Below are 21,023 nucleotides of genomic sequence, written 5' to 3' on the forward strand. Positions count from 1 at the left end.
CGGCTTTTCGATACACGGACGATATGTCAGCACAAAGCTAACGCCGTCGCCGGTGCTCTCGCTGCCGCATGTACACATCGAACGCCCGGTACACCAACGGCCGCAGCGGCAGATCCCACTCGCCGACGTACCGCACCGCCTGACCACCGGTACCGACCTTGAACTGGATCAACCCGACATGCGAGTCGTCCGCGTCGAGCGTCGGCGTGATGCCCCGCAGGCTGTACACGTCACAACCCGCCGCCAGCGCGTCCTGGATCATCGCCCACTGACAAGCGTTCGACCCGCGGACGTCACGTTTCGCGGTGGACGACGCGCCGTACGAGTACCAGGCCTGCGCCCCGACCCGGATCATGATCGCCGCCGAAACCAACGAACCTTCGTGATGGGCCAGGTACAGCCGGATCCGCCCCGGACCGAGCGCGGCGAACATCGTCTCGAAGTACTTCAGCGGTCGCGGCGTGAAATGATCCCGCGCGGCCGTCTCGACGTACAGCTCGTGGAACGCCTTCAGATCGTTGCCGACCGCAACCTCGACGCCCGCCTTGGCCGCCTTCTTGATATTGCGCCGCCAGAGCTGATTCATCCCGCGCAGTACATCGTCCGGCGTCTTCCCGGCCAGCGGCAGCTCGAAGTTGAACTGCGGATGCCCGGCCCCGAACCCGTCCTCCGGATTCTGCGGCAACCACCCGCCGTCGCGCAGTTGCCCGGTCACGAGCGCACCCACCGGATCGGTTTGACTCGGCAGGTCGGTGAGCCGCTCGACCTCCGGATCGGCGACGCCCTCCTTGACCTGTGCAGCACTCCAGAAGTGCGTACGTACGGGCGGACCGAGCCGGATCGCGAAGGCACCATTCGCCCGGAGGTACGCGGCCAACGGGGCGAGCCACGCGCCGAGATCGCCGGTCCAGTCGATCGCGGGACCTTCCGGCAAGTACGCCAGCGTGTAGCGCTCCAGCCGCGGTACCGGGCGATGCAGGACCAGCCCTGCGCCGACCAGCTGCGGGCCGTCGTGCCAGCCGAGGGACTCACTGCGCCACTCGGTCTTCACGTGCGCCCACTCCGGGGATTGCAGAAAGCTGACCGACCGCTGGGCGTTGACAAAAGCCAGGTGCTCGTCGGCGCTGATCGGACCGACGGTGAGGGTCACTGCTGCATCCGCGGGTCGTGCGTCGGGTCGGCGTACATCGGTGGGCAGCCGTTGACGATCGCATCCGGGCGAAGCTCGTAGTGCCACGGCTCGTTCGCGTAGATCTGGCACAACCCGTACTTGGCGCCGTGCTTCGCGAGCCAGGCGGTGGCGTCGGACCGGCCGATGTCGACAGCGCGCCCAGCGACGTGCGGCGAGGTCGTCGGCGTGGCGACCCACCGCGCGGCCTCCTGCTTCGAGCCGTACTTCGAGATCGCCTCGCGGAGCAGTTGCTCCTGGTACGCGGGGGATCGCCAGCCGCTGTTCACGAAGAACTGCACGCCGTCGTCCGCGGCTGCCGTCGCCGCCTTGCGCAACGCGAGCAGCAGGTCCGTGTCGAGGTTGATCACGCCGGGGACGTGGTCGTCGAACACCGTGACGCCGGCCGGCATCGCACCGTCCGCCGCACCGAGCGCGGACGTGGACGATGACGCGGAGCTCGACGCGACCGGGTACGTGGACTGCGCCAGCAGCTGGTGGATGAAGACCCCGATCACCGCCGCGTTGGCGACGATCAGGACAGCGCGGACAGTCGATTTGGTCCGGCGGTTGGTCGCCGGTGCCGGTTTGCTCGCGGACATGACTCAAGCCAAGCCGCGGCGCTGTTGCAGAGGCGTATGGGGTTTCGGATACGCGGACGATATGGCCGCACCTCGTACCATCGGTAGCGTGCGGGTGCTGATTGTCGAGGACGAGGCAGAGATGGCGGGTGCCATTCGCGATGGCCTGCGCCTGGAGGCGATCGCGGCGGACATCGCGGGTGACGGCGACACGGCGCTCGAATTGCTGAGCATCAACACGTACGACATTGCCGTCCTGGACCGCGACATTCCTGGCCCGTCGGGGGACGAGATCGCCAAGCGGATTGTTGCCTCGGGCAGCGGTATGCCGATCCTGATGCTGACGGCGGCCGACCGGCTGGACGACAAGGCGTCCGGCTTCGAGCTCGGCGCCGACGACTACCTGACCAAGCCGTTCGACCTGCGGGAGCTGGTCCTGCGCTTGCGCGCGCTGGACCGCCGGCGTGGGCACAAGCGGCCGCCGGTCCATGAGATCGCCGGGCTGCGGCTGGACCCGTTCCGGCGGGAGGTGTACCGCGACGGGCGGTACGTCGCGCTGACCCGGAAGCAGTTCGCGGTCCTCGAGGTACTGATGGCGGCCGAAGGCGGGATCGTCAGCGCGGAGGAACTGCTCGAACGGGCCTGGGACGAAAACGCCGATCCGTTCACCAACGCCGTCCGCATCACGGTCTCGGCGCTGCGCAAACGGCTCGGCGAACCGTGGCTGATCGCGACCGTGGCCGGCGTCGGGTACCGGATCGAGGACGGCGACGGTGGATAGGCAACCCGGCTTGAGCGTACGGCTGAAGCTCACGCTCAGTTATGCCGCGTTCCTGATGGTCGCCGGTGCACTGCTGCTGATCGCCGCCTGGGTCGGCCTGATGCAGTTCAAGTCGAGCGGTGTGGTGATCATGACCACGACCGACAGCTTTCCGCGCCTGCTGATCCGCTCGTTCGGTCCGGCGGCGCTTGCGGTCGCCGGTTTCCTGCTCGTGTTCGGGCTGGTCGGCGGCTGGATTCTGTCCGGCCAGATGCTCGCGCCGCTGACCCGGATCACCGATGCGACGCGGACGGCCGCGTCCGGTTCGCTGTCGCACCGGATTCGGCTGCCCGGGCCGAGCGACGAGTTCCGCGAGTTGGCCGACGCGTTCGACACGATGCTCGCGCGGCTCGAATCACATGTCGCCGAGCAGCAGCGGTTCGCGGCGAACGCGTCGCACGAGTTGCGTACGCCGCTCGCGATCACCCAGACCTTGCTCGACGTCGCGCGGAACGATCTGGATCGCGACAACGGCGTACTCGTGGATCGGCTGCGCGCCGTGAATACGCGGGCGATCGACCTGACGGAGGCGCTGCTCGTCCTCAGCCGGGCCGGTCAGCGATCGTTCACGCGAGCGCCGGTCGATCTGTCGCTGATGGCGGAAGAGGCGACCGAGACGCTGCTCCCGCTGGCCGAGAAGCGCGGTCTGACCATCGAAACGACCGGCGACGCGGCCGCGACGCTCGGTTCGGAGGCGCTGCTGCTGCAGCTGACCACGAACCTTGTCCACAATGCGATCATCCACAATCTGCCGGACCGGGGAAACGTGTGGGTCACGACCACCGTGCATCCCAGGCTGGTCGAGCTAACGGTCGAGAACACCGGGGTGCAGCTCGCACCGGAGGCGGTCGCTACTTTCGTGGAGCCGTTCCAGCGTGGGGCTGAACGGGTCCGCTCGGACGACGAGGGCGTGGGGCTTGGGTTGGCGATCGTGAAGAGCATTACCCGCGCGCACGACGGGTTCCTGACGCTGGCGCCGCGGGCGGCCGGTGGTCTGCGGGTGACCGTTCAGCTCCCGGCTGCCTGATCCACCTGAGCTGCCTGGGCTGCGTGATCCGGGTGAGTTGCCCGATCCCGGTGCGTTGCCTGATGCGGGTGGGCGGCCTGGTCCAGGTGATCGGCGTGGAACAGCGCCTGGTCCAGGAGGCCCTGGACGTGGTGATCGGCGGCTGAGTAGTACACGAACGTACCCTCGCGGCGCCCTTTGACCAGGCCGGCCAGCCGGAGTTTGGCCAGGTGCTGGCTGACCGCGGTGGGCGCGGCTCCGGCCAGCTCGGCGAGGCAGGCGACCGACGACTCACCTTGCAGCAGGGCCCAGAGGACCTTGATCCGGGTCGGGTCGGCGAGCAGGCGGAACGACTCTGCCGCGAGGTGGACCTGTTCCTCGTTCGGCATCTCGAAGTCTTCGATCGACGAGTGCATGAGTCGATCGTACGGTACCTGCCTAGTTGCGTACCTGCATGTGTACGCAGGTAAGGTGATCAGAGTGACGATCGAGCTCGACAAGACCAAGCCGACCGCTGACCGTTTGGCCGGACGGCGGACCGGATGGTGGTCGGCGGCCTGGACGCTGCCGGAGGTGCGGTGGGCGACCGCCGCGACGGCGCTGTTCGCTGCCGGGATCGTGGCGCAGGTGGCCGGCGCGCCGGGGTGGGTGACGTGGCCGGTGTTCCTTGCCTGTTATGCGGCGGGTGGTTGGGAGCCGGGGTGGGCGGGGCTGCAGGCGTTGCGCGAGCGGCGGCTGGACGTCGACCTGTTGATGGTGGTGGCCGCGATCGCGGCGGCGGCGATCGGGCAGGTGCTGGACGGTGCGCTGCTGATCGTCATCTTCGCGACCTCGGGTGCGTTGGAGGCGGTGGCGACAAAGCGCACCGAGGATTCCGTACGCGGATTGCTGGATCTTGCCCCGGATCAGGCGACCCGGATTTCCGGTACGGCCGAGGATGTCGTTCCGGTGCGCGAGTTGGCGGTCGGCGACGTGATCCTGGTACGGCCGGGGGAGCGGGTCGGCGCGGACGGGACCGTCGTCGACGGTGCGAGTGAGGTGGATCAGGCGACGATCACCGGTGAGCCGCTTCCGGTCGACAAGGCGATCGGCGACGAGGTGTACGCGGGGACCGTGAACGGGACGGGCGTGCTGCGGGTGCACGTCGATCGGTCGGCGGAGGAATCGGTCGTCGCGCGGATCGCGGCGCTGGTCGAAGAGGCGTCGCGGACGAAGGCGCGTACGCAGCTGTTCATCGAGAAGGTCGAGCAGCGGTACTCGGTGGGGATGGTGACGGCGACGGTGTTGTTGCTGGTGGTGCCGCTGCTGTTCGGGGCCGAGTTCACGCCGACGTTGCTGCGGGCAATGACTTTCATGATTGTTGCCTCGCCTTGCGCGGTCGTGCTGGCGACGATGCCGCCGCTGCTGGCCGCGATCGCGAACGCCGGGCGGCATGGCGTACTGGTGAAGTCGGCGGTGGTGATGGAGTCCCTCGGGACGACCACGCGGGTCGCGTTCGACAAGACCGGCACGCTGACGCGCGGGACGCCGCAGTTGGCGGAGGTGCGAGTTGTCGGCGCGTACGACGAGACCGAGGTACTGAGCCTGGCCGCATCAGCGGAGCACGCAAGCGAACACCCCCTCGGAGCCGCAATCGTCCAAGCCGCCCGCGCCCGGGGCATCGCGCTGCATCCCGTAGACGACTTCCAAGCCCACGCCGGCCGCGGCATCTCCGCCCGAGCCGCCGGGCGCTCGATCGAGATCGGTGCACCTCGGGGGAGTGAGCTGGAGGAAGTGCGGGAGTTGGAGGGAGGTGGGGCTACTGCTGTGGTGATGGTGGTGGATGGGGAAGTTGCGGCTGTGCTTGGGATTGTGGATGAGGTGCGGGCGGAGGCGGCTGGCGCGGTTGCGGATGTGACTCGGCTGACTGGGGAGTCGGTGGTGTTGTTGACGGGGGACAACGAGTCTGCTGCGCGGGCTGTGGGGGCGGCGGTGGGGATTGATGAGGTACGGGCTGGGTTGCTGCCGGATGGGAAGGTGGCTGAGGTTCGGGCGCTGCAGGCTGACGGCGCGAAGGTGGCGGTGGTGGGGGACGGGATCAACGACGCACCGGCGTTGGCGGCCGCGCATGCGGGGATCGCGATGGGTGGTGCCGGTTCTGACCTGACGTTGCAGACGGCGGACGCGGTGGTGGTACGCGACGATCTCACTACTGTCCCGGCCGTCATCGAACTGTCCCGCCGAGCCCGCCGCGTCGTCACCGCGAACCTGATCATCGCCGCAACCTTCATCACCGGCCTGGTGATCTGGGACCTGGTCGGTCACCTACCGCTCCCGCTCGGCGTCGCCGGCCACGAAGGCTCCACAGTCATCGTCGGCCTGAACGGCCTCCGCCTCCTCCGCAAATCAGCCTGGCCACACAGCAGTCGGCCCGGCCACGCAACAAGTCGCCAGAAGTAGGTAGCAAGTAGGTTGTGTGGGTGGTTTCGTGGATGGAGCGGCATCAGGTCGCCGTGTACCTGGGTGCGCTTGCGGCCGGTGCCCTTGCCGGACTGATTGCCCCAGCTGCCGGACCTGGGCTGGAGCACGCGATCAACCCGGTACTAGCCGCGCTCCTGTACGTGACGTTCTTGCAGGTCCCCGCCCGTGACCTGGTGCGAGGGCTGAAAGCCGGGCGATTCCTGGCATCGGCGCTGGTGGTGAACTTCCTAGTCGTACCGGTCGTGGTCGGCGCCATGTTCCACTTCCTGCCCGATGACCAAGCCGTCAGGCTCGGCGTACTGCTCGTGCTGCTGGCGCCATGCGTCGACTACGTGATCGTGTTCAGTGGTTTGGCCGGCGGAAGCGGCCAGAAGTTGCTAGCGGCAACACCTTTGTTGCTCCTGGCACAGATCGTCCTGCTGCCCGCGTACCTGTGGATGTTCCTCGGCTCGGACCTGGCGAAGATCATCGAGCTCGGACCGTTCGTCCGCGCGTTCCTGGTGCTGATAGTGATCCCACTGACGCTCGCGTGGCTGACCCAGGCCCTGACAGCTCGCCGGCCCGACCTCATCACTGCCCTGAGCACGAGCATGGTCCCGCTGATGGCCGCGACCCTGTTCGTCGTGGTCGCCTCCCAGATCCCCAAACTCGACGGCCGCCTGACCAAGGTGGCTGCGGTCATCCCGTTCTACGTCATCTTCCTGATCGTGATGGCGTTCGCCGGGCTCGCCGTCGTACGCGTCTTCCGCCTCGACGTACCAGCAGGCCGCGCGATCATCTTCACCGGCGCAACCCGCAACTCGCTCGTCGTCCTCCCACTCGCCCTTGCGCTACCCGACCACCTGGCGATCGCCGCGGTCGTGGTCGTCACCCAGACCCTCGTGGAGGTGATCGGCATGGTCGCGTACGTACGCGTCGTACCGCGCCTTCTCAACGGTGATGCGCAACCAGCTGATGCGCCGGGTGGGCGTCCGTGAGCAGTGGCTCGGTGTGGATGGTGGCCGAGCTGAGGCGGCGTACGCCGTGGATGAGCTCGTGCTCGACCTGGTGACTGAGATGATGCGCGTCGACGAGTGAGGTGGTCGAGTCGACCGCGATGCGGGCCTCGGCGCGGAGACTGTGACCGATCCAGCGGAGCTGGACGCTCGACACGTCGACGACACCGGGCGTGGCGCGGATGATCTGCTCGGTCCGGTCGACCAGGGCGGGATCGACGGCGTCCATCAGCCGGCGGTACACCTCGCGGGCGGCTTCCCGCAGCACGAACAGGATCGCGACCGTGATCAGCAGGCCGATGATCGGGTCGGCCAGCCGGAACCCGAGCCCGGCGCCGATCGCGCTGAGCACCACGGCGAGGCTGGTGAAGCCATCGGTCCGGGCATGCAGCCCGTCGGCGACGAGCGCGGCCGACCCGATCCGCCGGCCGGTACGAATCCGGTACTGCGCGACCACCTCGTTGCCGAGGAATCCGACGATGCCGGCCACGATCAGTACGCCGAGGTGGCGGACGTCCGACGGCTGGATGAAGCGGCGCACCGCCTCGTACCCGGCGTACGCGGACGAGGCCGCGATCAGGACCACGACCACGATCCCGGCCAGGTCTTCGGCGCGGCCGAACCCATAGGTGTACGCGCGGGTGGCGAGCCGCCGGCCGACCAGGAACGCGATCGCGAGCGGAATCGCGGTCAGCGCGTCGGCGTAGTTGTGCAGGGTGTCGCCGAGCAGCGCCACCGAGTTCGTGTAGACCACGATCGCGGTCTGGATCAGCGCGGTCAGCATCAGCCCGGCGAAGCTGATCTTCAGGCAGCGCAGCCCGTCCCGGCTCGCCTCGAGCGCGGAGTCGACCTTGTCCGCACTGTCATGCGAATGCGGCACGAAGATCTCCCTGACCTTCGCACCAAAACCGCCACCGTGCCCATCACCGTGTCCATGCCCGTGCCCATGGCCGGCGGCCGGCGGCTCCCCGTTCACCGGACGCCTACCTGCTTATCTGCACGCATGCGCAGATACTAAGCAACCAAGCACCCGCCCAACAAGCTCCCAGCCGCGCCCAGGGGACTGGTAAGCGCTATCCGCCTGTGTTTGGATGGAGGGCGGATGAGGCCGTACCCGGACGAACCGCTAAGGACTGATATGTGGACCCTGTCGGGATTCGCTGACGAGATCGACAAAGACTTCGAGACGCAGTGCCAGGTGCTCGGGAAGCTCGGGGTGAAGTACGTCGAGTTCCGGAGCGCGTGGGGGGTGAACGTGCTCGACCTGACCGACGAGCAGCTCGGTGAGGTCAAAGCGGTGCTGGACCGGCACGGGATTCAGGTGTCCGCGGTCGGGTCGCCGATCGGGAAGATCAAGATCACCGACCCGTTCGAGCCGCACCTGGAGCGGATGCGCCGCGCGCTGGACGTGGCGGAGCGGCTGCAGACGCAGTACATCCGGGTGTTCTCGTTCTTCCTCCCGGCCGGTGCGGACCCGGCGCAGTACCGGGACGAGGTGCTCCGCCGGATGTCCGCGCTCGCGAACGAGGTCGGCGACCGCCCGGTCGTGCTGGCGCATGAGAACGAGAAGGAGATCTACGGCGACATCCCGAGCCGCTGCCTCGACATCATCGAGTCGGTCGGTTCGGACAAGCTGCGTACGACGTGGGACGCGGCCAACTTCGTGCAGTGTGGCGTCCGGCCGCACAGCGAAGGCTTCGATCAGCTCCGGCCGTACCTGGAGTACGTCCAGATCAAGGACGCGATCCTGGCCACCGGCGAGGTCGTCCCGGCGGGCGAGGGCGACGGCGAGATGATCGACACGCTCCGGGCGCTGCGGGCGGACGGCTTCGACGGGTTCTTCTCGCTCGAGCCGCACCTGCAGTCGGCCGGCAAGTTCGGCGGGTACTCCGGCGCCGACCAGTTCGAGCGGGCGCACAAGGCGTTCACCGGTCTGCTGACCCAGGAAGGGATCGAGTTCGCGTGACCGAGACACCCTTGCGCTTCGCCGTCCTCGGCTGCGGCGTGATCGGCAAGCACCACGCCGCCGTACTCGACGAGGTCCCGGGCGCGGAGCTCGCGGCTGTGATCGACATCGATCCGGAGGCGGCGCGGGCGCTGGCCGAGAAGCACGGCGTGCCCGCGTACGAGAAGCTGGACGACGTCCTCGCCCTTCCCGAGATCGATGCGGTCGCCGTCTGTACTCCGAGTGGCGATCATGCCGAGCAGGCCGTCGCCGTGCTGCGCGCCGACAAGCATGTCGTGGTGGAGAAGCCGATCGACATCACGATGGAGGCGGCCAACGAACTCGCCGAAGCCGAGCGGAAGTCGGCCGGGCGGGCAACCGTGATCAGCCAGCACCGGTTCGACCCGGCCAGCCAGCGCGTACGCGCGGCCGTGGCTGCCGGCGACTTCGGGCCGCTCACGTCGGCGGTCGCGAGCGTGGCGTGGTGGCGAAGCCAGGCGTACTACGACTCCGGCGCGTGGCGTGGCACCAAGGAACACGACGGCGGCGGCGCGCTGATGAACCAGAGCATCCACACCATCGATCTGCTGGTCTGGATGCTCGGCGAACCGGTCGAGATCACCGCGTACGGCGCTCTGCTCGCGCATGACCGGATCGACGTCGAGGACACCGCCGTGGCGATCGTCCGGTTCGAGAGCGGCGCGCTGGCCACGATCCACGGCACCACCGCCGCGTACCCGGGAACGAGCGCGCGCCTGCAGGTCCACGGCGCCCGCGGCTCGGCCGTCATCGACGACGACCGGCTGACGTACTTCCACGTCGCGACCCCTGACGGTGAAGCTCCGGCGTACGGCGGCGGGGACACGAACCAAGCCGAGCAGACAGACACCAACGGACAAACCGCGGGCGCGGATCCGTCCGCGTTGTCGAACGCGCACGGCTTGCAGTACGCCGACTTCCTGGACGCGATCCGCAACGACCGCGACCCGCTGGTGACGGTGGCCGAAGGCAGCCGGACGCTTTCGGTGGTGCTCGCGATCTACGAGTCGGCGGCGAGCGGCGAGGCAGTCACGCTGAGGAGCTGACCCACCTGACGTACGGCGTCTCGTACGCGCGGGGGATGCCTGCGCCGGCGCGGACCGGGACGCTGGAGGCATGGGTGAACCGATGGTCACTGCACTCGGTCATGCCGGGCTACGGATCGACGGGGAGGGGTTCCGCCTCCTCGCCGATCCGTGGTTGTCGCCCGGTGGCGCGTTCCTCGGTTCGTGGTTCCCGTTCCCCGACAACTCGCATGTACTGACGCCCGAACTGCTCGACGTGGACGCCGTCGTGGTGTCGCACGAGCACCTCGACCACCTGGACCTGGACCTGCTGGCCGCGCTTCCGCCGGAGATCCCGATCGTGATCCCGCGGTACCCGTCGACCATCATGCAGCGCCGGCTTCGGGCGATCGGCCGGCAGCGGATCATCGTACTCGAGGCCTGGCAGCGCTATCCGCTGACCGAAACCGACTGGCTGACGGTGATCCCCGAGCAGTGCCCGATGAGCCACGACTCGGCGGTGCTGGTGAAGGTGGGGGACCGGAGCGTACTGCACACGAACGACGCGCGGATCTCGCTCAGCCAAGCGCGCCGCGCCAGTACCGAGGTCGGCGGCCGGCTGGATGTGATGGGCGTCCAGATGTCCGGTGCGAGTTGGCACCCGGTGCGGTACGAGTACGACGAGGTCGAGCGCGAGCGGATCGCGACGATCAAGCGCGTCGGCAAGTTCAAGGCCGTGACGCGCTTGGTACGGCAGATCGAGCCGCGGTTCGTGATGCCGTACGCCGGACCGCCGTGCTTCCTGGACGATGACCTGTTCGAGCTGAACAGCGGCCTGCGCCCGGGTGGGATCTTTCCGGATCAGGGTGAGGCGCTCGCCTGGCTGGGGGACCGCATCCCCAGCCAGGCCGGTGCGTACCTGCTGCCCGGTGACCGAATTCGGCTGTCCGACCTGTCCGTCGTCCGCGATCCGCACTGGGCAGACTTCGGGTTGGACAGCGGCGTGCAGGAACGCAGGAGCTACCTCGAGGCGTACGCGGCGCGGCGCCGGCGGGCGGTCGAGGCCGCCTGGGCGGCGAACCCTGAGCCGCGACCAGGGCTGGCCGAGCGGTTCAAGGCGCACTTCGAATCGCTGGGCACGTTGTCGGAGTACTTCCTGGCCCGGATCGGGATGACCGTGCGGTTCGTCGTCGAGGGTCCGTACGGCGGAGTCTGGGACGCACATATCGGACCTGGCGGCGTGACGGTCGAGCTCAACGGCGGCAGCGGGCATGCCGACTACTGCCTGACCATGGAAGGCCGCTGGCTCGATGGTGTCGTCACCGGCCGGACGCGCTGGGAAGAGCTCCTGCTGTCGCTGCGCTTCACCGCGGTCCGCGATCCGGACCGGTACAACGACTACTTGGTCGGTCTGCTCAAGCACGCCGATCGCGCGGCCCTGCGCGCGGTCGAGGCGTTCGAGGCTGCCCGCGATCCCGAAGAGACGACCGCGGTCACCGTCGGCTCTGAGCGTGTGTACGTGAGCCGGTACTGCCCGCACGCCGGCGAGGATCTGGCCGAAACCGGTGTCGTCGTCAACGGCGTCCTGCGCTGCCTCGGCCACAACTTCGAGTTCGACCTGACGACCGGGGCCTGTCTGAACGCTCGCTGCGATCCGATCGTGGTGAAGGACGCGACCTACGCGGACGAGGCGGTCTGAGCTGTCACCTGCTGCTGCAGATCCGCGAGGCCAATGACGAACAGCGCGGTCACCAGCAGGTAGTACAGCGTCCGCCGGATCGTCGGGTGGTCGAGGTAATCACGGTCAGCCGTCACGCGCAGCGGTACGAGTACTTCGAGGTACCAGCTCTCCAGGTCGGCGCGGCCGTCGGTCGGTACGGCTGAGCGCTCGCGGTACTGCAACTGCGCCGGACCGGTCAGCCCTGGGCGTGCGAGCAGCACTGGGCGGTACTGCTCGGGATATCTGGCGGCGAGTGCCGCACTCTCCGGCCGCGGTCCGACCAAGGTCATCTGCCCGCGGACCACATGCCAGAGCTGGGGCAACTCGTCGATCGCGGTGCGGCGCAGGAAGCTGCCGGCGCGGGTGATCCGCGCGTCCGTGGCCGCGGTGATTTCGGGGCCGGAGGCAACCATGCGCATGGTGCGAAACTTGTACAACACGAAGGGGCGGCCGTTCTCGCCGACGCGCGACTGCCGGAAGAGTACCGGCCGGCCGCTGGTGAGCAGCAGCACGATCGAGACGGTGAGGAGGAGCGGCGTCGCCAGGACGAGCAGCGAGCCGCCGACTGTCACATCCAGCACCCGCCGCGCCGGGCCGACGGTGGTTGCGCTGTGCCGCCCGTGCACCCGAGTCGTTGTTGCCATGGTGGTCTCCTCTACTGGCCGGTGCCGGCGGCAACGAAGACCGTCGTGAACGCCTGGGCGGCGAGATCGCACTCGTGGCCGTAACTCGAAGGATCGGTGGGCAGCATCGACGGCGTCATGTGCGTGATCAGCTGCACGCCCTGCTGCCGCCGCTTCAACAGCTCGGTCCAGAGCGGATTGGTCTGCAGGCTCGGAGCGAGCAGACTGACGATCTGGCCCTGGTATCGCTGCCGCCAGGTCCAGATGTCCACCGCATGCGCTCCGGCCGCGACGGGCACGTCGATGTACGTGGCCGCGTCGGCCGCCGCTTGGTCAGCTGATCCTTGATAGCCGTTGGCCACGGCAAGGGCCTTCCGCGCTTGCAGAATCGTCATCGAACCCCAGCCCTGCGAGCGGACCCGGTTCCAGATGTCGGTCTGCGCGGTCTTCCGATCGAGACCCCATTGCGCGTACGTACTGTCGCTGAGCAGGCCGGTGCTCAAATCGAGGCGGTCGATCAGGTGCGCGCGCAAGTAGCTCTCGACGGCCACAGCGGTCGCGGCCGGGTACTTCTGCCGGACCTGATCCGCGCAACTCAACTGGACTCCGCCGCGCCAGGGCAGGCAGCCGAGTTCGGGTACGACCGCGTCCACCAGAATCTGCTTGCCCGGAGCAACTTGCGCCAGCCGCTGCCGTGCCTGGGTCAGGAAGTTGGTTGCCTGTGACATCGACTGCAACCCATCGCCGTACCCGATCTCGTCGGAGACCTTGAATCCGGCAGTTCCGGGCACCTTCCCCAACTGCGCGAGACGGTTGATCGCCTGATCGAAGGCAGCCGGGCCTTGCAACCACTTGGTGACCAAGTCGGTCTCCCACCAAATGGCCACGCCGCGTTGGTGCAGCGCCGACGCGAGGGCGACGTACCGGTCATGTACCAGACTCGCCGGCACGTTCGTGTTCGTGGGAGCACTGGACGGCGACGTCGGCGGCCCACTCGGACTGGTGGCGGCCGAGCTCGGATGGTGCGTCGGACTGGACGTCGGCGTAGTGCCCGAGCAGCCGGTGACGACCAGCAGCACGGCAGCCGCGACGGCGAGTGCTCTCATGACGATCCCTCACTGACAGCTACGGCGGTACGGTGACGTGGCGCTGACGAGCTCAATCGCAGCAGCAGAACGATCAACAGTGCATCGGTCGACAGGTACGCGGCGGTGGATGCGAACGCTGCGCCGAGCGCTCCGTGACTCGGAATGAGGGTCACGTCGAGTACCACTGTGATGACCAGACCGATGCCTAGGACAACAGAGTTGAGACCGGGCGTTCCACGACCGTACAGATAGGCGCTGGCAACACCGGACGCACCGGCCAGCACCATGCCCGCGACCAGGACACGCGCTGGGGTGACGGCCGGCGCGAACGATGCGCCGTACAGCAGCCGCAGGATCGGCGACGCGAGCAGTGCGACCGGGATCGCGGCCACGATGATGCCGAGCAGGGCCGGCCGGATCATCCGGCGCGCCACCGTGCCTGCCTGGTTCTCGTCGAGTTTGGCGAGCCGCGGGTAGAACACCCAGGTCAGTGCGGTGCCGGGCAGCCGGAGCAGTTCGGCGTACTTCGACGCGACCGCGTACCCACCGAGGATCGCCGGGCCGGCGATCGCGCCGAGGATGGCGACATCGAGCCGGAGGTTCAGCAGGGTGATGAGCCCGCCTACCTGACCGCGCAGACCGTACGAAGCGACCTCGCGGCCGAGGCTGCGCTCGGGCCGCCCCCACCAGCCCTGCCCGTGACCGGCGAGGCCGAAGCGCCGCCACCCGAGCCGGCGGCTGACCCGGCGCCACGCGTCGATCGCGACGACCACGTCGGCCAGAGCGAGTCCGATGATGATCGCGGCGAGGCCGTGGACGCCGACGACGAGCGGGAGCACGAAGCAGGGCAGGAAAGCGAGTTCTTCGGCCGCGATCACCACATCGCCGCCGCGCCGGTCCTCCAGGCCTTGAAGGGCCGTCTTCCCGACGGTGAGCATCAGCTGCGTCGCGACAGTTCCGCCCGCGGCCGCGATCAGCCACGGCGATTCATGCGGGAAGAACACCTTCGCGATCAGCGGCGAAGCGGCCAGCCAAAGTGCCGTACCGACGAAGCCTCCGGCGAAGCCGATCGCCATCAGGGTCGGCCAGAGGCGCGGAAGGTCGCGGCGGTGTTCGGCCAGGAAGTACGCCAGCGCGCCGGGCAACCCCAGTACGCAGAGGACACCGATCAAGCCGGGCAGCATCCGCAACAGCGCGTACTCGCCGACCGCGGCCGGGCCACCGGTACGCGCGACCAGGACTGTTGCCAGCGTCAGCCCGAGCATCGCCAGCAACCGCGCGGAGCAGTTGGACAGTACGGTGCGCAGCAGCTCGCCGGCGTGCGGCCGGGTCATGATTGCGCCTTCCGCTGCTCCTTGATCTGGTCCTGCATCACCAGGACGAGCGCGGCGATCAGACCGAGCCAGGTCCACAGATGCCGGAAGTGCAGCACCTCGTAGAACCCCGCCGCGGTCGCCATCACCGGTCCGATCACCGCCAGCAGCCAGGCTCTGGGTACGACCTCGGCGTACGCCTTGGGCAGCGTGCCGAACACCAGCCGCAGGCACCGCGCGAACAGCGCGACCCCGAACAACAGCAGCCCGATGCCACCGATGACACCACGCTCGAGCAAGGTCGCCAGGTAGTCGTTGTGCGCCTCCTTCACGTACGGGGCCTGGGTCGCCTGGAGGGTGGTCTTCGTGCGGCCCGGTCCGTACCCGATGGCGTCGCCGCGCAGGAACAGCCCGGCGCCCTCCTGATCGATTGTCGCTCGCTGGCTGCTCGAATTCGCGCTGCGCCCGAACGAGTCACGCAACAGCGGGATGCTGCCGGCCGCCTTCTCCCGGACCGCGCTCAGGTCGACGCGGGGCATCACCGCGCCGACGATCAACCCGCCGACCAGCGCGGTGACCGCGAGCGCGGCGACGCCGGCGACGGCTCCGTGGTTGCGGTACCTGGTGACTGTGAAGGCGAGGACCAATCCGATCAGCAGGGTCAGCATCGCGCCGTTCGAACCGGTGAACCCGATCGCGATCAGCACCAGCAGGTACGCGATCTTGCGGACGCCCGGCGACCGCGGGTGCTTGCACGCGGCAATCACGAACAACGACATGACCAGATAGTTCCCGGCCAGGTTCGCGTCGCCGAAGGTGTACGCGGCGCGCACCCCGTCCCGTGCGGTCACACCGCTCAACGAGTTGATGCCGAGGATGTACGCGGCCACCCCCACGCCGGAGTAGATCGTCGCGGTCCGGCACCAGGCGACCGTGATCGCCCTGATCATCGCGCGGTTGTGCCGGCCCATCGCGACCGTGGCACCCCAGGCGAACAGCAGCAGGTCCTGGATCAGTACCAATCCGGTTCGGCCCGGCGCCACCGAGACGAGCGTCGCGACCGCGCCGCCGAGCAGCATCCCGGCGACACCGATCGCGTACGGGAGCCGGATCGGCAGGTGCTCGCGCGCTGCCCAGAGCACCGCGAGCAGGAGGCTGAGCAGAATGCCGGCATCGGCCGGTGCGGTGTTTCCAGGGCCGGCGGGGTTCAGGAACGGGAGCAGGCACGTGGTGAGTCCCGCGGTGGCCGCGAGCAGGTCGCCGCGCGGAAAGGCGGGCCAGTGGACGATACCGCCGGTACGTGCGGGAACCATTGTCGTCATCGGATATCAGCTCCGGACAAGTCGTCGGCCATCGGCCAGTGCGGGAGAGCAGCGAGTAGTTCGAGATGGTTCGCGGCGAAGGCGTCGTCGTTGGCCGTTGCGGCGATCTCACCGATCCCGGTCAGCGCGGCGCCGTACCAGAGACCGGTCGGCAGACCCGCGGCGTCGATGCCGGTCCGCAGGTACAGACGGACCAGGTCAGGCAGCCAGCCGGCTTCGAGCAGGCTGTACTTGATCCCGGCACCGAATCCTTCGCGGCGTAGTCCGTTGTGGCCGCGTACTTGTTGACCCGGACGGGTGTGCCGGTCGAGATAGAGGCAGTAGCTGAGGGCGAAGCGGACCAGGTCGCGCAACGGCCAGCCCGCGCGTACGCCGCTCTCCCAATCGACGACGCCGGAGATCCGGCCGTCGTCGACGAGCAAGTTGCCGAACCAGTAGTCGCCGTGCACGATCGTCCTGGCGACGCGGTGGTGTTTGAGCTGCCGATCCGCAGCGGTGAGCCGGAGGTACGCGGCCTCGAGCCGGGGATGCCCTGGCCAGCGGGCACGGAGTTGGTCGGCGACCTCGCTCGCCCAGGTGATCCGGGCCCGCTCGCCCGCGGTCGCGAGCTGGAATTGGCGCAGCCAGCCACCGGCCAGCGCGAAGTCCTCCGCCACCGGGCGCCGGCGCGACGTGTGCAGCCAGCGGTGGTAGCCGACGCTCATCGGGGCGCCGCGGACGACGCTCGTGACCACCGCGGGCAGGCCGTCGCTGTCGAGGGTTTCCAGGTACCGGGGGATCGTGTGTCGGAGGCCACCGAGGCTTGCCTCGCCGAGGGCGATCAGCATCCGCGTCTCGCGGGAGATCGCGGTGGCAGCCGCAGTGGTCACCGGGATCTTGATCGCCACCGGACTGGCGGGTCCGTCGACGTACGTACCCGCTGGTGGCGTCATGATGAAGGTGCGCTTGGCGTCGGGATCGCGGGACGTGGCGATCAGTACGCCGCGGCTGCCCGGAGCGAAGAGCAGGTCGTGGACGGAGCGCGCGTGCGGGTGGAACGCGTTGGAGACCTCGGTCATGGTCGCCTCCCGATGACTACGCGCGCCGGAGCGATCGCGCCGGTCCAGCGCCACGGCGTACGCCGGGCAATGCTCAGGGCGGCGGAGGCGGGGACCGCGGTCAGGGCCAGGCCGGGCGGTACGGTCGCGACGGCGGTCCAGAAGTAGCGGATCGCCTGCTCGACGTCGTCCATGACGATCATCGGGTGCGCGAGCGTCGGCAGGACCACCAGTTCGCGTTCGACTGCGACACCGAGCCGGCGGGCTGTTCGGCGGAGTCGAGAGCGGCTTAGTGGGTGCTGGTCCAGGAGGACAATCGGGAGTTCGGTGCTGAGGCGGTCGGCTTCGGGCGGACCGTTGCGGAGGTCGAGCTCGATCGTCCCGGGTGGGCAGAGCTGGAGCCAAGGGGAGGTGGGTCGGTGGAGCCGGCCGACCGGTTCGGCGCTGCTCATGAGGCCACCAAGTGGGTGACGCGGTTCGCGGAGTACACCTCGTCCAAGACGTCGGCGAGGCTGTCGGCGTCGTACGTGCTGCCTGCTGCGGTTTGGCCGTGGCTTGCGAGGCGATCGGCCTTGCGCGGGTCGGCCAGCAGGTCGTCGATCGCGTCGGCGAGAAGGTTCGGCCGGCCTGGTGGGACAAGCAAGCCGGTCTCGCCGGGGATGACTAGGTCCGGTACGGAGTTCACGGCGGTCGCGACGACCGGGATGCCGCAGCGCATCGCTTCTACGACGGCGCAGGGGAGGCCTTCGTACCGGCTGGCCATCGCGAAGACATCGAAGGCTGGAAGGAGTTGGGGTACGTCGGAACGTTCACCGGCGAAGATGACGCGGTCTTGGAGGCCGGTACGCCGGACCAGGTCCTTTGCGTCGCGGTCGCCGGGGCCGGAGCCGATCCAGACTGCGATGACGTTGGTGTGGCGGAGTTTGGCGATGGCAGCGATGAAGTGTTCCGGCGCCTTTTGGTAGTCGATGCGGCCGACCGTGCCGATGAGCGGAGTGGATGCGTCGAGGCCGAGTTCGGTGCGGGCGGTGGCTCGGGAGGCGGGGGTGCGGGGGACGGTGATTGCTTCGACTACCGGGGCGATGGTGCGCAAGGTGCTTGGGGTGGCGAGTCGGCGGCGGAGGGCTTCGGTGGCTACGCCGCTGCCGATGGCGAGGACGCTGTCGGTGATGCGGGCGAGGCGTTGCTCGATGGCGATGTACGCGGCTCGGCGTACTGGATTCTGGAACTCGTGGAACGGGAAGCCGTGGTACGTGTGCACGATGCGGGGTACGCCGGCCCGATGCGCGGCGAGGCGGCCGAGCGCGCCGGCTTTCGCGCTGTGCGTGTGGACGACGTCGTACTTGCCGGCGCGGCAGAGTTGGATGAGACGGGAGAGCGCGCGGCGGTCGTCGGCGGGTGAGAGCGGCGAGACGAGGGACGGTTCGATCACCACGTTCATCCCGGCGGCTGCGGCACGGTCGGTCAGTAGGCCGCCTTGTCCGGTGATGATGGTGATTCGGTAGCGCTCAGGGTCGAGGGGCAGCACACCCCGAAGAGCAACCCCACCAGCACCAGCAATAAACCGAGTCACAATCACCGCAACGTCAACCCGCCCATCCCCAGCCTTCGGCTCAGCAATCGCACCAGCCGTTGGCTCAGTCCGCTCGGACATCAGCCCACCCTTCCCGTCCGTACAGCCGCCAGCGGACGCCTCAGCAGTTCTGTTAGCCCAGGGCCCGGTTGCTGGGCCAGGCGGAGCTCCACGCAGGGGAGTCGGTTCGCCAGGCGGGCGGCGACTTCCTCGACGGGTGGATGGACCGGACCGCACCCGGTTGCCGCCGACGCGATGGCCGCGATCGACCAGAACCGCCGCAGCTCACCAGCCGCGTACGTCCCCGCCACGATCCCGCGAGCCGCCTCGGCCGGGGTCAGCTCTCGCAACTCAGGCTCAGCTTGTGTCCCACGCCGAAGCACAACGACCAACTCCGGCGGCAGCGCGCGTACGCGACGCTCCCAAGGCTGCTCTCGCCGCCCATGCGCCGCCCGCTGCCCTGTCCCACCCAGCAACCGAAGCGGTTCGGCCACCCCGTACGCCGTGGAACCGTCGCACACCGCAAGGTTGTCGCACGTCGCGCGCGCACCGTCGGCCAGAGCCCGCGCCACCAACGTCGACTTGCCGACCCCACCAGGCCCGGCCAGCAATACCGCGACCCCGCCGACCTCGATCACCGACACATGCAGCGGCGCGAACCCACGAACCATCGCGAACCACAGCACCGGGTACTGCAACAACACCTGACTGCTCAACGCCCGATGCCTGGCCGGAAGCAACCGAGCCGCCATCGACTCCTGGTACGACGGCCGCCACCGACTCATGACGCTCAACCCGTCTTCGTTGATCGTCCACCGCTGATCGAACCCCGAACCACCAACGCTCTCGAACACAACCTCCGAGCCGCTCAACGCCGCCGCGCCCCGCGTGACGACCTCGGCCCCGCACGTGTTGAACGGGCGGCGAGTGTCCTCGACCGACAGCACCACGTTGGGCAGATCGGCCGTCGTCAGCCCCGGCCGCTCAGGGCCGCCGGCCGCGGCAACGAGCGCGTGCACGGCCTTGTCCGAACCGTGCACCGCGACCCGTTGCCCAGCTGTGTGCAGGAGCGCTGTACTCACCGCGACCTACCGAACCGCCGCTTGGCCGGACGCTGCACGACACCGAGCACCGGCCAACGGACCGCCTTGAGTACGTCGTCGAGATCGTCGAGCCGGCGCAGCAGCACGTTCCCGCCGGAGACGACGACCACCCCAGCCGTCAGCTCGTCCTCCGGCGTCACGGCCGGCAAGCCGGTGAACCGGACATCCGCGAACCCGGACAGTGTGGCGTCGCCAAGGTCGAAGACCCCGCCCGCGTCGTCGCGGCCGGCCGGCTTCTTCGCGCGTTCCGGCGTACTCGACCGATCGGACAACCCGATCAGCAGCTTGTTCACGGTCGCCGCGTCGCTGTCGTCGGCGCCCATCAGGACGACCGCGTCGACGCCCTGCCGCCGGGCCGCGAGCGCCAGCGTGTTGCGCAGGTTCTCGATCGGCTCGCTGGTCTTCCCGAGGACCGGCGCCTCGAGGATGTGGGCAAGGGCACGGATGCTGTTGACGCGTGGCCGGAAGGTCTCCAGCAGCGTCGCCGTGGTGAGGCCGAGCACCAGGCCGAGCAGCAGCGCGAGTGCCAGTTGCGGCAGCATCGAGCTCGGCGCCGTCACGGCATCCGGAGTGTCGCTGACCAGAACCACCTGGTCGCGCGTCGCCTCGGTCGCCATCAACGTCGCGCGCTGACCGATCAGTTGGCTCAGCAGTTGCTCGACGGTCTGGATGCGAACGCTCAGGTCCGAGCGAGTGGTGACGTCCGCGATGCCGCGCAGCTGAGCCACCAGCTGGTCGCGGGTCGCGGTGGCGCTGTCGATCTGCCGAACGAGACTGGTCATCGTGGCCTGGAAGGTTGCCTGGTCACCTTGGTTCATGAACTGCGTCACCCGGGTGGCGAGCTGCGAGACGATCCGCTTCGCGGCGGCGGCGTTGTCGTCGCTGACGCTGAGCTCGACGATCGGGGAGTTGCCGAGCCGCTGCGCAGTCACGTTCTTCAGCGCGTACGTGGTCACGTCCCGCGGCGCCTTGGCCGCTTTCAAGGCCGAGCTCAGCAGGCTCGGCGTGGTCGCGACCGCCAGCACGCGGCTGTTCAGCGCGTCCGCCTGGGTCGCCGAGGTGGGTGCCGCCGAGATCACCTGCATCCGCAGCGACGCCACGGTCGGGTCCGGCCGGCGGGCCGCCAGGACCGCGGCTCCGGCCATCGGGAGCAGGATGCACACCAGGATGATCCCCAGGTGGGCACGTACGATCCGGCGGAACATTTCTTCGAGCGTCATCGTCGT

The 21,023-nt window shown here is 68.7% G+C and carries 20 protein-coding genes; 7 read left to right on the forward strand and 13 right to left on the reverse strand.

The features are described from left to right. Positions 1 to 37: 37 nt before the first annotated feature. A complete protein-coding gene (locus tag ABD260_RS33520; RefSeq protein WP_344240238.1) occupies positions 38 to 1,150 on the reverse strand; it encodes a lipid II:glycine glycyltransferase FemX in 1,113 nt (370 codons plus the stop codon). Next, positions 1,147 to 1,770: a M15 family metallopeptidase gene (locus tag ABD260_RS33525; RefSeq protein ID WP_344240240.1), complete on the reverse strand. Its 624-nt coding sequence runs from the start codon at positions 1,768 to 1,770 to the stop codon at positions 1,147 to 1,149. The genes ABD260_RS33520 and ABD260_RS33525 overlap by 4 nt, the downstream gene beginning before the upstream one ends. Positions 1,771 to 1,858: 88 nt before the next feature. On the opposite strand from ABD260_RS33525, the gene ABD260_RS33530 reads away from it, so the two are divergent. Next, a complete protein-coding gene (locus ABD260_RS33530) occupies positions 1,859 to 2,530 on the forward strand; it encodes a response regulator transcription factor (protein ID WP_344240242.1) in 672 nt (223 codons plus the stop codon). Then, positions 2,523 to 3,596, forward strand: a complete 1,074-nt coding sequence (locus ABD260_RS33535) for a sensor histidine kinase (protein WP_344240244.1) — start codon at positions 2,523 to 2,525, stop codon at positions 3,594 to 3,596. The genes ABD260_RS33530 and ABD260_RS33535 overlap by 8 nt, the downstream gene beginning before the upstream one ends. Here ABD260_RS33535 and ABD260_RS33540 read toward each other — a convergent pair. Further along, positions 3,578 to 3,991, reverse strand: coding sequence for an ArsR/SmtB family transcription factor (locus ABD260_RS33540; protein WP_344240246.1), 414 nt, complete (start codon positions 3,989 to 3,991; stop codon positions 3,578 to 3,580). The genes ABD260_RS33535 and ABD260_RS33540 overlap by 19 nt on opposite strands. A gap of 64 nt (positions 3,992 to 4,055) precedes the next feature. Between ABD260_RS33540 and ABD260_RS33545 the strand changes: the two genes are divergently transcribed. Then, positions 4,056 to 6,014, forward strand: a complete 1,959-nt coding sequence (locus tag ABD260_RS33545) for a heavy metal translocating P-type ATPase (RefSeq protein WP_344240248.1) — start codon at positions 4,056 to 4,058, stop codon at positions 6,012 to 6,014. Between the two features lie 20 nt (positions 6,015 to 6,034). Further along, a complete protein-coding gene (locus ABD260_RS33550) occupies positions 6,035 to 7,012 on the forward strand; it encodes a bile acid:sodium symporter (RefSeq protein WP_344240250.1) in 978 nt (325 codons plus the stop codon). Here the strand turns inward: ABD260_RS33550 and ABD260_RS33555 are convergent. Next, on the reverse strand, positions 6,966 to 7,910 hold the full coding sequence (locus ABD260_RS33555) for a cation diffusion facilitator family transporter (RefSeq protein WP_344240252.1): 945 nt from the start codon (positions 7,908 to 7,910) through the stop codon (positions 6,966 to 6,968). The two genes, ABD260_RS33550 and ABD260_RS33555, sit on opposite strands and share 47 nt — an antisense overlap. Before the next feature lie 258 nt (positions 7,911 to 8,168). On the opposite strand from ABD260_RS33555, the gene ABD260_RS33560 reads away from it, so the two are divergent. The 3 genes from ABD260_RS33560 (at position 8,169) to ABD260_RS33570 (ending at position 11,717) form a co-directional block, all read left to right on the forward strand. Beyond that, a complete protein-coding gene (locus ABD260_RS33560; protein WP_344240254.1) occupies positions 8,169 to 8,996 on the forward strand; it encodes a sugar phosphate isomerase/epimerase family protein in 828 nt (275 codons plus the stop codon). Next, complete coding sequence (locus ABD260_RS33565; RefSeq protein ID WP_344240256.1) at positions 8,993 to 10,060, forward strand: Gfo/Idh/MocA family protein; 1,068 nt, start codon at positions 8,993 to 8,995, stop codon at positions 10,058 to 10,060. The genes ABD260_RS33560 and ABD260_RS33565 overlap by 4 nt, the downstream gene beginning before the upstream one ends. Positions 10,061 to 10,130: 70 nt before the next feature. Then, positions 10,131 to 11,717, forward strand: a complete 1,587-nt coding sequence (locus ABD260_RS33570; RefSeq protein ID WP_344240258.1) for an MBL fold metallo-hydrolase — start codon at positions 10,131 to 10,133, stop codon at positions 11,715 to 11,717. Here ABD260_RS33570 and ABD260_RS33575 read toward each other — a convergent pair. From ABD260_RS33575 to ABD260_RS33615, 9 genes are read right to left on the reverse strand one after another with little or no spacing between them, the layout of a single operon-like run. After that, on the reverse strand, positions 11,696 to 12,382 hold the full coding sequence (locus ABD260_RS33575; protein WP_344240260.1) for a sugar transferase: 687 nt from the start codon (positions 12,380 to 12,382) through the stop codon (positions 11,696 to 11,698). The genes ABD260_RS33570 and ABD260_RS33575 overlap by 22 nt on opposite strands. An 11-nt stretch (positions 12,383 to 12,393) precedes the next feature. Further along, positions 12,394 to 13,467, reverse strand: a complete 1,074-nt coding sequence (locus ABD260_RS33580) for a hypothetical protein (RefSeq protein WP_344240262.1) — start codon at positions 13,465 to 13,467, stop codon at positions 12,394 to 12,396. Continuing rightward, complete coding sequence (locus ABD260_RS33585) at positions 13,464 to 14,783, reverse strand: oligosaccharide flippase family protein (RefSeq protein WP_344240264.1); 1,320 nt, start codon at positions 14,781 to 14,783, stop codon at positions 13,464 to 13,466. Before ABD260_RS33585 ends, ABD260_RS33580 begins: the two co-directional genes overlap by 4 nt. Continuing rightward, positions 14,780 to 16,084 carry an O-antigen ligase family protein gene (locus ABD260_RS33590; protein ID WP_344240266.1) on the reverse strand — a complete coding sequence of 435 codons (1,305 nt, stop codon included), beginning with the start codon at positions 16,082 to 16,084 and terminating at the stop codon, positions 14,780 to 14,782. The genes ABD260_RS33585 and ABD260_RS33590 overlap by 4 nt, the downstream gene beginning before the upstream one ends. After that, the gene (locus ABD260_RS33595; RefSeq protein WP_344240268.1) at positions 16,081 to 17,142 is read right to left on the reverse strand and encodes an aminoglycoside phosphotransferase family protein; all 1,062 of its coding nucleotides are present in this window, start codon (positions 17,140 to 17,142) and stop codon (positions 16,081 to 16,083) included. The genes ABD260_RS33590 and ABD260_RS33595 overlap by 4 nt, the downstream gene beginning before the upstream one ends. Further along, positions 17,139 to 17,573, reverse strand: coding sequence for a hypothetical protein (locus ABD260_RS33600; protein ID WP_344240270.1), 435 nt, complete (start codon positions 17,571 to 17,573; stop codon positions 17,139 to 17,141). Before ABD260_RS33600 ends, ABD260_RS33595 begins: the two co-directional genes overlap by 4 nt. Continuing rightward, positions 17,570 to 18,775, reverse strand: a complete 1,206-nt coding sequence (locus ABD260_RS33605) for a glycosyltransferase (RefSeq protein ID WP_344240272.1) — start codon at positions 18,773 to 18,775, stop codon at positions 17,570 to 17,572. The genes ABD260_RS33600 and ABD260_RS33605 overlap by 4 nt, the downstream gene beginning before the upstream one ends. Continuing rightward, positions 18,775 to 19,776, reverse strand: coding sequence for a hypothetical protein (locus ABD260_RS33610; protein WP_344240274.1), 1,002 nt, complete (start codon positions 19,774 to 19,776; stop codon positions 18,775 to 18,777). The genes ABD260_RS33605 and ABD260_RS33610 overlap by 1 nt, the downstream gene beginning before the upstream one ends. Further along, entirely contained in the window at positions 19,773 to 21,017 is a 1,245-nt protein-coding gene (locus tag ABD260_RS33615; RefSeq protein WP_344240276.1) for a GumC domain-containing protein, read from the reverse strand. The genes ABD260_RS33610 and ABD260_RS33615 overlap by 4 nt, the downstream gene beginning before the upstream one ends. Between the last annotated feature and the right edge of the window lie 6 nt (positions 21,018 to 21,023).

The organism is Kribbella hippodromi, from assembly GCF_039531045.1.
Lineage (GTDB): Bacteria > Actinomycetota > Actinomycetes > Propionibacteriales > Kribbellaceae > Kribbella > Kribbella hippodromi.